This is a genomic window from Candidatus Neptunochlamydia sp. REUL1 (assembly GCF_963457595.1).
In the GTDB taxonomy this organism is placed as follows: Bacteria; Chlamydiota; Chlamydiia; order Chlamydiales; family Simkaniaceae; genus Neptunichlamydia.
In genome coordinates, this window is record NZ_OY735137.1 from 497633 (window position 1) to 510118 (window position 12486).

Sequence of the window (12486 nt, forward strand, 5' to 3'; positions counted from 1 at the left end):
TTAGGCATTAAGGGTTCGAGTATCTCCCATTGCATATCTGTTAATCCATCAAATCTTCCTGCCATCGATTCTCCTTCTAGAAGTTAAAATAAAGAGAGCTTAGCAGGTCTTTAAAAATATTTAACTTAATATTATCGGGATAGGCTCATCAAAAGAAACTCCCTTCTCTCCTCCTATCTTTGTTCCTATCATCATTGGAATCTTACCTCTCTACCTTCTGATCATGGGAGCCGGAGCTTGGGGCATCGATAGCCACTCCAAAAAATAGTCTCTTTCTGCTATATTCCTTCGTATGAATGGAACGCTAGACCGCCTTCTGATACGCAAGCACCGAGGCTGCTACCTCAAATATCTTTCTCTCATCCATGAGATTGAGATTAGGACTATCGTTGAAATCGGTGTCTATAGAGGAAAAAATGCAGAGGTACTTCGCAAAGAATTCCCCGATGCTCATCTATACCTTATCGATCCCTGGGCTCCTGATGCATCCTACCAAGCCTCCGGCAGTGCCGTTTCAGAAGATCAAAAGGTTTACGATAAGGCTAGAAAGCGCACCTACGGCTTGTTTGAAAATGACCCTCACGTCACCATCATTGAAGAACCCTCCCACAAAGCAGCTCCCCTTGTCCCAGAAAATATTGACCTTGTATTTATAGATGCCAATCATGCCTACTCCTCAGTCTGTCAAGATATCACCATCTGGAAACCTAAGATTCGCTCTGGTGGGATCCTTTCTGGGCACAATTTTGGCCGCCCCCGTCTCCCCGGCGTTAAAAAAGCAGTTAGTGAACTTCTCCCCACCTACCACCTGGGTCAAGATGAAGTCTGGTATCATTTTGTAATCGCAAAAAAATAGCCGCAAAGCTGCGGCTAACGCACCGAAAAGGACTCGAACCTCCAACCACCTGATCCGAAGTCAGGTACTCTATCCAATTGAGCTATCGGTGCAATTGCAAAAATTGTATCAAAAGTGCAATATTCTTGCAATGAAAGATAAACGTGTTGAGGGCGTGGTGCTGCGTGCTACCCCCTATAGAGAAAATGATCGAATTTTGACAGTGCTCACCCCCGATCGTGGGGTGATCAGCCTCTATGTGAGAAGACTTTCAAAAAGCCAGCCAGCCATACTTAACCTCACCACCCCTCTCTGCCGCGCTGAATTTGTTTTTAAAAAAGGAAAAACCGATCTCTATCGTTTTTTAGATGGAACCATCATAAATCTTCACCTTCCCTTGCGCCGCTCCTACCGCCATCTAGAGGTTGCAGGAAAAATTCTTCAAGCAATTTTAAAAACCCAAATGCCGGGAAAAGACTCCTATTCTCTCTACCTTTTATTAATCAGCTTTTTAAAAAAACTTCCAGAAGCCGTAGAGCCAGAGACCTTTTGGGCCACATTTCAACTTAAACTTCTCAAACACGAAGGCCTTCTTGAAATTGCTGAAAATTGCCTTTTGTGTTCATCAGCCCCCGCCATGCAAATCCTAGACGGAGAAAGTCGTTGCTCCCAATGTGGAGGAGCGTTGGGCTTTCCTTTCAAAAACGAAGAATGGAGAATTCTTCGCAACTTGTTTGACACGCGAAGTTTCGACTCTCTGCTTGCCCTCAAACTCTCACCCTATCTCACCAGTGGAATAGATGCTTGTTTCCAAAGCGCAGTCATGCTATAGAAAAAATTATGATTAAAGATAAGAAATTACTCCGGACAGACAGCTATATCCACGGAAAATGGGTAAAGGGAAAGAAAACCTTTCCTGTTCTCAATCCTTTTGATGGAAAAAAGGTTGCTGACGTCTCAGAAATCGGGGGGAAAGAGGCAAAAGATGCGATCGAATGCGCCCACAAAGCGTTCGAGTCTTGGAAAAACACCAGTGCTTGCGAGAGGGGAGAGCTCCTTAGAAAATGGGACGCACTCATGAATGAAAACTGGGAAGACCTCGCAACCCTTCTCACTTTAGAGCAAGGGAAACCCTACGAACAATCAACCCATGAGCTCATGGGAAACAATGGATTTTTCAATTGGCATGCCGAAGAAGCAAAAAGGCTCACCGGGCTCACGATTCTATCTCCCGATCCAAACCGCCGCTTCATGACACTCAAACAACCCGTTGGCGTGGTTGCTGTCGTCACTCCATGGAACTTTCCTTCAGTGCTTCCAATTCAAAAATGTGCCCCTGCCTTAGCAGCGGGCTGCACCATTGTAATGAAACCTGCAGAAGATACTCCCCTATCCGCCCTAGCTCTTGCTGAGCTTGCCAATCGCGCAGGAATTCCTCCGGGTGTTTTCAATGTCCTGACCTGCAAAGATCCTCATGAAGTGGGATACGAGCTCTCCCATCATCCACTCGTTCGAAAATTCACATTTACGGGATCGACCGCAGTAGGAAAGACATTGATCAGCGCTGCAGGAAGTACTGCGAAAAATGTCACGATGGAACTTGGGGGAAACTGTCCCGCCGTAATCTTTGATGATGCCGATGTTGACAAAGCCGTCCAAGGAACATTCTGGTTTAAGTTTTATAATGCAGGACAGTGCTGCAACAACATCAATCGCTTCTTAGTTCACAAAAATGTCCATGATCAGTTCGTTGACAAGTTCAAGAAGATGATGGAGGAGCATCTTCGCCCTGGAAATGGCCTTGATAAAAATACTTCTGTTGGTCCTCTGATTAACGAAGAAGGGATTGCCAAATGCGAATCTCTCGTTGACGATGCCCTCTCAAAAGGAGCCACCGCCATTCTTGGAGGAGCTCGCTCCACAGCAGGCAAACTGATCTATGAACCCACCCTTCTCGTTGATATGGATCCCAAAATGGAAATGTATCGTGATGAAGTCTTCGGGCCTGTCGCGCCTATCTACCGCTTCTCGAGTGAGGAAGAAGCAATTAAAATGGCCAATGATACCAACTACGGTCTTGCGGCCTATCTTTTCAGCGAAAACATCGGCCGCACCTGGAGAGTCGCTGAGAATTTTGAAGCGGGAGCCGTCGGCGTAAATACGACTGATGTAGTTTCTGAAGTTCTCCCCTTCGGTGGATGGAAAGAATCGGGACTTGGTCGCGAAAATGGAGTCCATGGAAGCCTTGATGCTTACTGCGAAACCAAATCTCTAATCATTGCTGGTATTCAAAAATAGTTTAATGAAATGGGCAACACTTTCAAAATGGTCTTTTGAAAGCGAAGGTTCATTGATAATGTCACTATTGCCTCTCCCCATGATTGATAAGACTGTTGGCCGATGCTTTAACCCCTCCTTAAGGTTAGGGATATCCAGACGAGGAACAATGACACCTGACCCTCCACTAAAGAAGGGCATATAGACGAATTGTTTTATTTTAGTTATATGTAATATCCCTTGAAAAGTTCATCTATTCCGCATCGATATTTTCTTCGCTTAGACTTTGCCTGAGCCCACTTGTGTTCAATTGGATTTAAATCAGGAGAATATGGAGGGAGATATTCTAAGGTATGTCCTGCAGCTTTAATCCTTTGCTGCATAAATTTACCTTTATGGAACGCAGCATTATCCATAACTATGACGCTTTCAGTAGACAACTTTGGTAACAAGTCTTGCTCGGTCCAAGCAGTGAAAGCATCTGTATTAATTGTGCAATCGAATAGGGCAAGAGTAAGAAGACTTTTTCCAATGAGTGCTCCTATTACATTGGTCCGACCCTTTGCTCCCCAGTCATGAGTGCCAAAGCAACGCTCTCCTATTTTTGCATAACCATGAGTTCGAGGCATATCATGCGCAAATCCACTCTCATCAATATATACAATTGGCATTCCCAATTTTTTATATTTTGCAATTTTTTGCACGAAGGCCTTTCTTTTTTTTTCGCAAGCTTTGGGATGGTTTAGTGTGTTTTTTATAGCTGATTTTTAGCCGCTTCATCGCACTACGAATGCCTGAGGCGGTTACGTTTAAACGATTGGCTCGTTCATAGCAGAAGGCATCTGGATATTCTTCGATGTCCCCCATTAAAGTCTCTTTATCAATCTTGATCGCAGGTCTATTCTTAGTTTGTTTGGGCTCTATTTGTTTAGACCAAAGAAATAAACTGTTGACGCTTACACCAAAACGTTTTGCTGCTTGTGCAAAGCTCAATTTTTCTCTGCTTCGAATTGACAGTGCTTTTTTTCTAAAATCCAATGAATAGGTCATCCAAAAGATGATAACTAAAATAAAAATTTTTAGCTATATGGGTTTTATTTTGCAGGATACCGAACTATCTCCAGACCTTCGATTGACAGGAGAGGCAATAGCAAATACTTCCCAACCACGATTCGGATCTGAAGTCGGACCTCATCTCAAAACAGAAGTCGATGAACTGTTGGATCTTTTAGAAAAAAGTTAAGGATAAGGGGATATGCGAAAGGGGGGACTTGAACCCCCAAGAGGTATTACCCTCACTACCACCTCAAGGTAGCGTGTCTGCCAATTCCACCACTTCCGCAAAAGTTGGAAATAGGGTATGATAATCATTTAACAGAATCGAATCAAGGGTTTCTTGCATTGAAATATTTTTTTATTTTCTTGATTCGTCTCTATCAGTGGACTATTGGTCCCTTCACTCAAGGAAACTGTCGCTTCTACCCTTCTTGCTCGGAATACGGGATAAAGGCCTTTAAGAAACATGGGTTTTTTAAAGGATTTTACCTTACGGTCCGACGCCTTCTCCGATGCCACCCTTGGCATCCAGGTGGCTGCGATCCTCTTCCCTAACTATTATACCATTTCTGTTATCGATTGAACTATGATCTTTCTACACATAAAACTTGGGGTGATGGTCCCCTGCCTACTAGCCATTGTTATCGACGTTTTTGGTTACGGCCTTGTCTATCCGATCATGACTGCTATCTTTACAAACCCTTCGAATTCCCTCGTGTCCTCTCTTCACTCTGAAACTCTAAGAAATTTTTTCATGGGTCTTTCCTATATGCTCTATCCTTTAGGGATGCTTTTTGGAGCTTCTTTTATGGGAGATCTTTCCGATCATTTTGGAAGAAAAAAGGTCATTGCTCTTTGTATGGGGGGGGGTTAAGCTTTATTCTAATGGGATTTGGAGTGATTGCTTCCAGCCTTTCGATCCTACTCATAGGACACGCCCTATCGGGACTCATGACAGGAAGTCAACCCATTGCACAAGCAGCAATCTCTGATCTCTCAACCTCAGAGACCAAAGCACTCAACATGAGTATGATTACATTTGTTATTTGCATTGGTCTAGTCCTAGGGCCTCTACTGGGAGGCATATTTTCTGACCCAAATCTCTTTGCTGGGTTTGGATTTGATACTCCCTTCTTTATTGCAGCTGCCCTCTATGGAATTGCGGCACTGTGGATTCTAATCTCTTTTAAGAAAACATTTGTCCCCACAAAGAAAAAGCCTTTAAGTCTATTCCACCCAATAGAAGTTTTTATTGATGCTTTTAGGCATCGAGAAGTACGTGCCCTTGTGATCATTTTTCTCTTGATCTAAATCAAACAACTTTTCAGCTACACGAGTCTTTATCTTGGGCTCTTTACAGGATTTATGGGGCTCTACTTTGCTTTTGAAACCTTGGTAATCAGCCCTCTCGCTCTGAAAAAATGGAACGTTTCCCGCATAGCAATCTTAGCTTTGATCCTTACTGGAGGTTTTCAACTTTGGGGTGGGGCCAATCAATATGAAGCCCTTTCTTGGATCCTAGCCTTTCCCATATCCCTTTTTGACATCATTGCCTATCCAATGCTTATGACCACGTTTTCTAATGCCGCCACAAAAGAGGAACAAAGTTGGGTCATGGGGATTTTTGGAGCAACTGTTGCTATCTCTTTTGCTCTTATCGGGCTATCGACAAACCTATTGGAGACCATCGGAACACAGGGGCTAATTATTGGAGGAGGCGTACTGCTTATTCTGAGTGGAGTGGGGATGGCGCGGTATCAGCGGGCAAAGTAAGTTCAATATCTGGCTTGAGACTCTCTGAATCCAGCCCATTCATCTCTTGAATGATTTCTACTTTTACATCGAACATCCGAGAGATCTTCCAAAGGCTATCCCCTGCCTGCACCGTATATTGACGCGGAGGGTTTTCAAGAGGCTTGCCAGCAAGTTCTTTAACGTGGTCTGCCCGGATTCCGTCTCCTACCTCTTTTAAAAAGGATTCGATCGCAGGAGTCTTTTCAGTCAGAAGAGCTAGCAGCTTTTCCATTTGACCATCATCTAAACTCTTTAGAGCATAGTCTCTTTCTTCAAGAACCATCAAATAAGCAGCGAGTTTTGAGCCTTTTTCCATCCGAGGGACTAAAAAAGACACAAGATCCTTACTTGAAAAAGTCTCTACCGATTCCCAATCCCCTGCAGTCACAAGGTTAAAAAGCGTCTCATCCGAAATTGCGTAAGGGAGACGACCTATCGCTCGTTTGATCTCAAAAAATTCATTCGTTAAAATAAAAGACTCCCTCAAGCTCTCCGGAATTTCTTCTCTATTTTGAATCTGATTAAAGAGTCCCCTTGGGGTGAGTGGCCAAACTTCTCTCCGCGCAAACAAACGAACTCCCTCAAGCCTTTCAGCTCTCATTCCAGAAAACAGCACCATTGATTCCTCACCAAAAACAACCTTCCGCTGCTCCACTGGAAATCCTACAAAAGCCCTTTTAACGTCAAAATCATGATAACGGGTTAGGGCAGCTAAAGCGAGGTCGCACCGCCGCTGCCCCTCTTCAACATGTGTTTCATCATAAAGCTCGCGTACTAAAGTGTCGTAAGTCATCGAAGCAAACTCTCGCAGAACCTCTTCGTTTTTGAGCTGCACCTCTTTTACTCGCTCACTCACCTGCGCAACAGGCACCACGACCCTCTTTCGCTCCTTAATTACTAAAGTAACAAAAGTAGCAATAAGCGCTAGGTTAAGCGTTCCACTAATAATGAGTGCATGAATTAATATCCTCGATCGCTTTGAAAGAACCTGTTCCAAATAGCTATAACGCATGCGGCAATAGTAACCCACCCCTTGAATCAAAAGCAAAATAAAATCAAGTAACCCCATCGTTCTTTACAACAAAAATTTAATTTTGTTGACTGCATCTTCAAAAGTGAGGTGCCTATGGAATCGTTAAGTCAGTACTTTTCAAATCTCCTGACAATTCTGATAAAATGTGTTGGTGGTGGTGGTGGGTTTGCGATTCTGGGTTTACAAATTAAAAAGACCTGGAAAAAGGAGCAAAAGTGGAAGCTTGCCCTACTCTTTGGACTCTGTATCTTTGGAATATTTGTCATTTTTAAGGGATTGTGACCATGAGAAAGCTTGGCTTTTCAATGCTCTTACTACTGTTGCCATTTTCATCATCATTCTCAAAACAATACGACATCGACTATTTTATGGAGTGCCTAGAAACGGGCAATGCCGAAGCTATAGTGACGTTCTTTGATACCCATTCAAATTTAGTAAGCAAAACAAAGCATCTTATTGAGTTTATTGAGCTCGTAAGAACAAATATTGAAAAAAAATATGGATGCTCTCCTTCCTGAGAAGATCTCCATCACCAATTTAAGAAGCTTACGCCTAGTCTGTCCTTTTTGTTTCTCAGTTTTTTTATCCATACCTTAGATTTAGAGGAAATGCACAAAAAAAGCGACTAGGATAAGAGTGCTTTCCCTTTTTCTCGTACGTAAGTTTCCAAGAAGAGCTCCACAATCGGGACCCTAGAGCGCTCTGCAATAGCCTTTAGAAATTATTTTGGAAAGAAGATTGTCTCTATCTGGAGTAGGGATTGATCCAATAGGAGGAATTGTTGTACTCTGTAGGACTAATACCGTTTCGGAAAAATAAAGTGCAGAATTGACACAGAGATTTTCACGGGGAAATTGGGCTTGAAGATCGATATTAACCTCTTATTGGTTAATGAGATCGAAGGCAGAACTTTAACTGAAAAGATCAAGGTCAATTCACCACCTTATCCTTCCTAAATGGTGTAAAATAAAATTTTGGATGTATTATGCGTGTCCCCCTCTCCTGGTTAAAAGAGTTTGTCGAGTTAGATTTGAGTGAGAAAGCTCTTTCCAATGTCTTGACACTGGCAGGACTTGAAGTCGATAAGGTCGAGGCAACCCCCTTCTGCTTTAAGGGTGTAGTGGTTGCTGAAGTCAAGGAAACGGCTCCCCACCCTAACGCTGACAAGCTAACTGTTGCTCAGGTTTTTGATGGAAGCGAAACGGTGCAAGTCGTGTGTGGGGATCCAAAATGTTCAGCCGGAATGAAAGTAGCTCTTGCAACGGTGGGAGCCACACTTGAGGGTGAGGAAGGAAAAACTTTTAAGATTAAGCGCTCAAAGTTGCGCAATGTCGAGTCATTTGGAATGTTGTGCGCAGAGAGCGAACTAGGGCTATCCGAAAATGACAGCGGAATCCTTAGACTCGGAGAGGATGCTCCTTTAGGGGTTGAAATTTCTGAACTATTCGGTGATGTGATTTTTGAAATCTCTCTAACCCCTAACTTGGGCCATTGCATGAGCATGCTTGGAATGGGACGAGATGTGGCAGCGCTCCTTGACCAGAAAGCAAAGCGACCAAACGTAGTGGTAAATGAAGGGAGCGAAAAAACAGGCGTCTCTGTCTCCATTGAAGACTTAGAAAATTGCAGGCGTTACTGCGCCCGAGAAATCCGAGGAATTCGTGTTGGTCCTTCTCCTGATTGGATGAAAAGCCGACTAGAGAATGCTGGCGTTCGAAGCATTAATAACATTGTAGACGTCACAAACTACGTGATGTTAGAGCTCGGACAACCGCTCCATGCCTTTGATGGAAAAAAGGTGCGGGGACAAAAAATCTCCGTTCAATCAACAACTCAGTCTATTTCCTTCGAAACGCTGGATGGGGAAAAGCGAAAAATCCCTGAAAATACTTTGATGATTCATGACGACAAGGGCCCCATTGCCGTTGCTGGAGTCATGGGAGGGGCTAACTCAGAAGTTGAGGATGGGACAACTGATATCATCTTGGAATCAGCCTTTTTCGACCCTTCTGCTGTCAGAAGAGGAAGCAAAGCGCTGAACCTTCGAAGTGAATCTTCGGCACGTTTTGAAAGAGGCGTCGACTTTGAAATGGTCCCCATTGCGCTCGACCGTGCTGCAGAGCTCATTGCAGAGCTCGGAGGTGGCGTAGTACAACAGGGAAGAGTCGATGTTATCGGGAAAGAGAAAAAGCGGAAAAAAATTAAAGTCCGGCTTAATAGAACCAATCAGATTTTGGGAACAAAGCTCAGCTTGAGCGAAGTAGAATCCTTTCTCAAGCGCCTCGAAATGGAGGTCAAAGGAGAGGGTGACACCCTTCACGTGACCGTTCCTTCTTACCGCAATGATATCCACGGAGAAATCGACCTAATTGAAGAAGTCGCCCGTATTTTTGGTTATAACAATATCAAGAAGCGAGAAGCACGCGTTGTAAATTCTCCTCTCCCACATGCTGCGATCTATCTTATCGAAAAAAAGGTGCGAGAAAAACTCATTGAAGCGGGGCTCCAGGAATTTTTAACCTGTGATCTCATTAGCCCAGAGCTCACCGAACTTTGCCTAGAAAAACAATTGGGAGAGAAGGAAGAAATCAAGGTTTTGAAACCAAGCTCTGTCGACCAATCCATCTTGAGAATGTCTCTTCTCCCTGGAATGCTTCAAGCTGTGAAACATAACTTCGACCGGAAAACCCGAGACATTCACGCTTTCGAGATTGGAAAGATCCACTTTAAAGACGGAGACCATTATCGAGAACGTTTAATGGCTGGGATTCTTTGTGTAGGGAAAAGACGTCCTTATCATTGGGAGCAAAAAGCAGAAGAGACTGATTTTTTCGATCTAAAAGGCATTCTTGAAAATATCATCGAAGGAGGGGCTTACGAAAAAGCTCACTTTAAGAGTTTTCACCCTGGGAAACAAGCAAGCATTGAGCTGAATGGCTCTCGGCTAGGTGTTATGGGGGAGGTTCACCCTGAGCGATTAAAACGCCTCGACATAGAAGAAAGGGTTTTCTTTGCTCAGATCGATCTTCATGAGTGGATGGCCTCGTTAAAAAAAGACAGAAAAATGACCTTATTGCCCCAATTTCCGGGGAGTAATCGTGATTGGACTGTAACTCTTGATCGAGAGGTTCCTCTTGGAACTGTTTTCGAATCAATTCAAAGTTTCCGCTCGAAGCTCCTAAAAGAATCCATGCTCCTTGATGTCTACGAAAGCGAAAAACTGGGGAAAGGTAAAAAGAACATCACTTTCCGCTTTATTTATCGTGATGATCGAAAAACAATTGAGCAGTCCCAGGTTGACAAGGAACATGAGCGGCTGATCACGCATATCCAAAGGAACTAGACATGAAATCTGTCTTTGCTTTTCTTATCGCAGTCGCTCTAACAAGCCACTGTTTTTCCGATGAGGGGATGTGGCCTCTAAATCAAATCCCTCAAAAGCAAATCTATGAAAGCTATGGTGAAGACTTAGACGAGGAGTGGGCGACCCACGCACAACAGTCTTGTCTACGTGTGAGCTTTGGCGGATCAGCATCTTTTGTTTCTCCAAATGGCCTTGTGATGACGAATCATCACGTAGGATCAAAGGCAATCTATGATTTTTCAACTGAAGATACCGATCTGATGAAAGAAGGATTTTATGCCGAGAGTCTTGGGTCAGAGCTCAAGTGTCCAAACGCCTACATGGATCAACTCATCTCGATTCGAGATGTAACCTCAAAAGTTAACGCTCAAATTGCCTCTGAAATGTCCCTTGAAGAAAGGGAAGAGGCTCGAAAAGGAGCAATCGCAAAGATAAAAGAAAATGCACAGATAGAGACCCATCTTCAACCTGAAATTGTCACCCTATATCAGGGCGCACGATATCACCTATACCTCTATAAACGTTTTACAGACATCCGTCTTGTAATGGCGCCCGAAGAAAATATCGCATTTTTTGGAGGAGATATTGAAAACTTTGAGTTTCCAAGCCATGACCTAGACGTTGCATTTTTCCGTATCTACGACAATGGACAGCCCCTGCAAAACAAAGATTACTTCAGATGGAGCGCATCTGGCCCAAAGATTGGAGAACCCCTGTTTGTACTGGGACATCCTGGAAGAACCGAGCGCCTCTTTACAAAAGACCACCTCTGTTTTTACCGAGACTATGCCTTTCCGTTTTTGCTAGAATTCATTCAGGGAAGAATCCAGTGTCTCAATAACTTTGCAAAAAAAAGCGAAGAAAGTACGCGAGTAGCTGCTCAGGAAAAGTCGCGCTACAGCAATGTACTTAAAGCTTATTCTGCTTTAGCTAAAGGATTAAATGAGAAAACAATTATCCTAAATAAGTCCGACAGTGAAGCAACGATTCTTTCAAAATTATCCGAGGAAGGACAAAGACCCTGGAAGGATTTATCTTCTTCTTTGGAGTGCGCAAAAAGTTATTTTGCAGAGCATTTTTACCTTGAAGGGAAAGCCTCGAACTTTTCAAAAATGTTCACTTGGGCAAGGCATCTCCTTCGCCACGCAGAAGAAAGATCAAAATCCAATGAATTAAGACTTAAAGAATATATCGATAGCGAGCTCCCAACTTTAGAGCTATCTCTGTTGACAGTTGAGCCTGTTTATATTGAGTTTGAAAGAGAACTACTTACTCATGGGCTCAGTCGATTCGTAGAAATTCTTGGTGAAAATCATCCTGCTACTCAAGCCGCTCTTACAGGAAAGTCTGTTGAAAACAAAGTCGATGAGTTGATAAATGGAACGCGACTCTTTAACCTTGGCTATCGAAGAGAGTTGTTTCAAAATCCTGAGACCCTAGCAGACTGCGACGATTCTCTAATTTGCTTAGCACGCGCTCTTGACCCCTTTGCTCGAGAATTGAGAGAAAAAATGACTTATGGTCTCGATGCCGCCAAAAGTGAAAGTTATGCCAAGATCGCGGGAGTGCTTTTCGAGCATTTTGGAGAGTCCATGTATCCAGATGCAACGTTCACCCTCCGCCTATCTGTGGGAAAAATGATGGGTTATCACGAAGAAACAGGGTATATCTCTCCAACAACAACGCTCGGTGAGGCCTACCACAAAGCAATCAAAAATCATTATCAAGCTCCCTATGCATTGCCAACAAGCTGGCAAACAAAGCAAGGTTTTGTGAATGAAGACACCCCATTTAATTTTGCCTCGACACACGATATTATTGGAGGAAACTCTGGCAGTCCCGTTATCAACGCGCAACGCGAAATTGTTGGACTCATCTTTGACGGGAATATGCAATCTCTGACTTGGGATTTTGAATTCGACCAAAACCAAGGGAGAGCCGTCAGTGTTCATTCTGAAGCAATCCTCCATACTTTGGAGCATATTTACAACGCCAAAGCTCTAGTAAGCGAGATCCGCAGTAGCCAAAATCGGTGAGCTCTCCTGTTTTTCCAACGGGCCCCATAAAGAATGCGTGATTTTATTTCGGGAAATGGTATGATCAGAAAAAACAATATTTAATGAGGTC

General features: G+C 43.5%; 16 protein-coding genes and 2 tRNA genes. 12 read left to right on the plus strand and 6 right to left on the minus strand.

Going from position 1 to position 12486, the window contains the following annotated elements; all coding sequences use genetic code 11:
- Positions 1 to 292 precede the first annotated feature (292 nt).
- Positions 293 to 856, plus strand: a complete 564-nt coding sequence (locus R2I63_RS02930; RefSeq protein ID WP_316358640.1) for a class I SAM-dependent methyltransferase — start codon at positions 293 to 295, stop codon at positions 854 to 856.
- 18 nt (positions 857 to 874) lie between these two features.
- Here R2I63_RS02930 and R2I63_RS02935 read toward each other — a convergent pair.
- A tRNA-Arg gene (locus R2I63_RS02935) sits at positions 875 to 948 on the minus strand.
- A gap of 38 nt (positions 949 to 986) precedes the next feature.
- Between R2I63_RS02935 and recO the strand changes: the two genes are divergently transcribed.
- Positions 987 to 1667, plus strand: a complete 681-nt coding sequence (recO, locus tag R2I63_RS02940; protein WP_316358643.1) for a DNA repair protein RecO — start codon at positions 987 to 989, stop codon at positions 1665 to 1667.
- Between the two features lie 8 nt (positions 1668 to 1675).
- A complete protein-coding gene (locus R2I63_RS02945; RefSeq protein WP_316358647.1) occupies positions 1676 to 3133 on the plus strand; it encodes an NAD-dependent succinate-semialdehyde dehydrogenase in 1458 nt (485 codons plus the stop codon).
- Here the strand turns inward: R2I63_RS02945 and R2I63_RS02950 are convergent.
- Genes R2I63_RS02950 through R2I63_RS02960 form a run of 3 tightly spaced genes read right to left on the minus strand, consistent with a single transcriptional unit; the run spans position 3107 to position 4162 of the window.
- Positions 3107 to 3313 carry a hypothetical protein gene (locus R2I63_RS02950; protein ID WP_316358649.1) on the minus strand — a complete coding sequence of 69 codons (207 nt, stop codon included), beginning with the start codon at positions 3311 to 3313 and terminating at the stop codon, positions 3107 to 3109. The genes R2I63_RS02945 and R2I63_RS02950 overlap by 27 nt on opposite strands.
- Positions 3314 to 3336: 23 nt before the next feature.
- Positions 3337 to 3816 (minus strand): IS630 family transposase, encoded by a 480-nt coding sequence (locus R2I63_RS02955; protein ID WP_316358651.1) that lies wholly within the window; start codon positions 3814 to 3816, stop codon positions 3337 to 3339.
- A complete protein-coding gene (locus R2I63_RS02960) occupies positions 3794 to 4162 on the minus strand; it encodes an IS630 transposase-related protein (RefSeq protein WP_316358653.1) in 369 nt (122 codons plus the stop codon). The genes R2I63_RS02955 and R2I63_RS02960 overlap by 23 nt, the downstream gene beginning before the upstream one ends.
- A 37-nt stretch (positions 4163 to 4199) precedes the next feature.
- Here R2I63_RS02960 and R2I63_RS02965 point away from each other — a divergent pair, with 37 nt between their 5' ends.
- A complete protein-coding gene (locus R2I63_RS02965) occupies positions 4200 to 4355 on the plus strand; it encodes a hypothetical protein (protein WP_316358656.1) in 156 nt (51 codons plus the stop codon).
- A 13-nt stretch (positions 4356 to 4368) separates the two neighbouring features.
- Here the strand turns inward: R2I63_RS02965 and R2I63_RS02970 are convergent.
- Positions 4369 to 4454, minus strand: a tRNA-Leu gene (locus R2I63_RS02970).
- Positions 4455 to 4513: 59 nt separating this feature from the next.
- Here R2I63_RS02970 and yidD point away from each other — a divergent pair.
- The 4 genes from yidD to R2I63_RS02990 are packed head-to-tail and all read left to right on the plus strand — an operon-like array spanning position 4514 to position 5941.
- Positions 4514 to 4723 carry a membrane protein insertion efficiency factor YidD gene (gene yidD / locus R2I63_RS02975; RefSeq protein WP_445083657.1) on the plus strand — a complete coding sequence of 70 codons (210 nt, stop codon included), beginning with the start codon at positions 4514 to 4516 and terminating at the stop codon, positions 4721 to 4723.
- Between the two features lie 31 nt (positions 4724 to 4754).
- Positions 4755 to 5042, plus strand: coding sequence for a hypothetical protein (locus R2I63_RS02980; protein ID WP_316358660.1), 288 nt, complete (start codon positions 4755 to 4757; stop codon positions 5040 to 5042).
- Positions 5043 to 5053: 11 nt separating this feature from the next.
- Positions 5054 to 5479, plus strand: coding sequence for an MFS transporter (locus R2I63_RS02985; RefSeq protein WP_316358669.1), 426 nt, complete (start codon positions 5054 to 5056; stop codon positions 5477 to 5479).
- Positions 5480 to 5533: 54 nt separating this feature from the next.
- The gene (locus R2I63_RS02990; protein ID WP_316358671.1) at positions 5534 to 5941 is read left to right on the plus strand and encodes a hypothetical protein; all 408 of its coding nucleotides are present in this window, start codon (positions 5534 to 5536) and stop codon (positions 5939 to 5941) included.
- Here the strand turns inward: R2I63_RS02990 and R2I63_RS02995 are convergent.
- Positions 5895 to 7031, minus strand: a complete 1137-nt coding sequence (locus R2I63_RS02995; RefSeq protein WP_316358678.1) for a LysM peptidoglycan-binding domain-containing protein — start codon at positions 7029 to 7031, stop codon at positions 5895 to 5897. The genes R2I63_RS02990 and R2I63_RS02995 overlap by 47 nt on opposite strands.
- Positions 7032 to 7088: 57 nt before the next feature.
- Between R2I63_RS02995 and R2I63_RS03000 the strand changes: the two genes are divergently transcribed.
- From R2I63_RS03000 to R2I63_RS03015, 4 genes are all read left to right on the plus strand, one after another.
- The gene (locus R2I63_RS03000; RefSeq protein WP_316358680.1) at positions 7089 to 7277 is read left to right on the plus strand and encodes a hypothetical protein; all 189 of its coding nucleotides are present in this window, start codon (positions 7089 to 7091) and stop codon (positions 7275 to 7277) included.
- Positions 7278 to 7279: 2 nt separating this feature from the next.
- The gene (locus R2I63_RS03005) at positions 7280 to 7513 is read left to right on the plus strand and encodes a hypothetical protein (protein WP_316358682.1); all 234 of its coding nucleotides are present in this window, start codon (positions 7280 to 7282) and stop codon (positions 7511 to 7513) included.
- Positions 7514 to 7980: 467 nt separating this feature from the next.
- On the plus strand, positions 7981 to 10338 hold the full coding sequence (gene pheT / locus R2I63_RS03010) for a phenylalanine--tRNA ligase subunit beta (protein WP_316358685.1): 2358 nt from the start codon (positions 7981 to 7983) through the stop codon (positions 10336 to 10338).
- A 2-nt stretch (positions 10339 to 10340) separates the two neighbouring features.
- The gene (locus R2I63_RS03015; RefSeq protein WP_316358687.1) at positions 10341 to 12395 is read left to right on the plus strand and encodes a S46 family peptidase; all 2055 of its coding nucleotides are present in this window, start codon (positions 10341 to 10343) and stop codon (positions 12393 to 12395) included.
- The last annotated feature ends 91 nt before the right edge of the window (positions 12396 to 12486 follow it).

Excerpts from the sequence above, each read along its gene's own strand:
- R2I63_RS02930 (WP_316358640.1), top strand. The coding sequence starts at position 293 with ATGAATGGAACGCTAGACCGCCTTCTGATACGCAAGCACCGAGGCTGC.
- recO (WP_316358643.1), top strand. The coding sequence starts at position 987 with ATGAAAGATAAACGTGTTGAGGGCGTGGTGCTGCGTGCTACCCCCTAT.
- R2I63_RS02945 (WP_316358647.1), top strand. The coding sequence starts at position 1,676 with ATGATTAAAGATAAGAAATTACTCCGGACAGACAGCTATATCCACGGA.
- R2I63_RS02950 (WP_316358649.1), bottom strand. The coding sequence starts at position 3,313 with ATGCCCTTCTTTAGTGGAGGGTCAGGTGTCATTGTTCCTCGTCTGGAT.
- R2I63_RS02960 (WP_316358653.1), bottom strand. The coding sequence starts at position 4,162 with ATGACCTATTCATTGGATTTTAGAAAAAAAGCACTGTCAATTCGAAGC.
- R2I63_RS02965 (WP_316358656.1), top strand. The coding sequence starts at position 4,200 with ATGGGTTTTATTTTGCAGGATACCGAACTATCTCCAGACCTTCGATTG.
- R2I63_RS02980 (WP_316358660.1), top strand. The coding sequence starts at position 4,755 with ATGATCTTTCTACACATAAAACTTGGGGTGATGGTCCCCTGCCTACTA.
- R2I63_RS02985 (WP_316358669.1), top strand. The coding sequence starts at position 5,054 with ATGGGATTTGGAGTGATTGCTTCCAGCCTTTCGATCCTACTCATAGGA.
- R2I63_RS02990 (WP_316358671.1), top strand. The coding sequence starts at position 5,534 with ATGGGGCTCTACTTTGCTTTTGAAACCTTGGTAATCAGCCCTCTCGCT.
- R2I63_RS02995 (WP_316358678.1), bottom strand. The coding sequence starts at position 7,031 with ATGGGGTTACTTGATTTTATTTTGCTTTTGATTCAAGGGGTGGGTTAC.
- R2I63_RS03000 (WP_316358680.1), top strand. The coding sequence starts at position 7,089 with ATGGAATCGTTAAGTCAGTACTTTTCAAATCTCCTGACAATTCTGATA.
- R2I63_RS03005 (WP_316358682.1), top strand. The coding sequence starts at position 7,280 with ATGAGAAAGCTTGGCTTTTCAATGCTCTTACTACTGTTGCCATTTTCA.
- pheT (WP_316358685.1), top strand. The coding sequence starts at position 7,981 with ATGCGTGTCCCCCTCTCCTGGTTAAAAGAGTTTGTCGAGTTAGATTTG.
- R2I63_RS03015 (WP_316358687.1), top strand. The coding sequence starts at position 10,341 with ATGAAATCTGTCTTTGCTTTTCTTATCGCAGTCGCTCTAACAAGCCAC.